1 protein-coding gene is annotated in these 299 nt (G+C 33.4%); it reads right to left on the bottom strand.

Annotation, left to right across the window (positions count from 1 at the left end; translation table 11 throughout):
* Positions 1-75 precede the first annotated feature (75 nt).
* Positions 76-299: PhnD/SsuA/transferrin family substrate-binding protein (locus tag AOA61_RS27745; RefSeq protein ID WP_158234835.1), on the bottom strand; the 224-nt coding region annotated here is incomplete at its 5' end.

Raw genomic sequence — 299 nt, 5'->3', positions numbered from 1 at the left:
AAATTCTATCATGGCGTCTTCCCTCTTTTTTCATAGAATAAGGGAAAAGCAATGGCTTTTCCCTCTCTTATATTTTTACTCTAATAAGTCATTGAATTCTGCAAGCATATCACGTACAATTTGATAATCCTCTGGAGATGCTTCAGCAATACCAGACCAGTTATAAACTTCGTCCATAACATTTAACATTTCTTCATCATCATTAAAGTCTAAGAATGCTTGTACAATTTTCTCTTTCCACTCATCACTTAATTCTGAACGTAATGAAATCGTGTCATTAGGAATTGGATCAGTATAAC

It is taken from the genome of Pseudomonas sp. 2995-1 (genome assembly GCF_002742505.1).
In the GTDB taxonomy this organism is placed as follows: domain Bacteria; phylum Pseudomonadota; class Gammaproteobacteria; order Pseudomonadales; family Pseudomonadaceae; genus Aquipseudomonas; species Aquipseudomonas sivasensis.
Note: the sequence above shows the minus strand (reverse complement) of the source record. Positions and strands in the feature narration are given on the sequence as shown.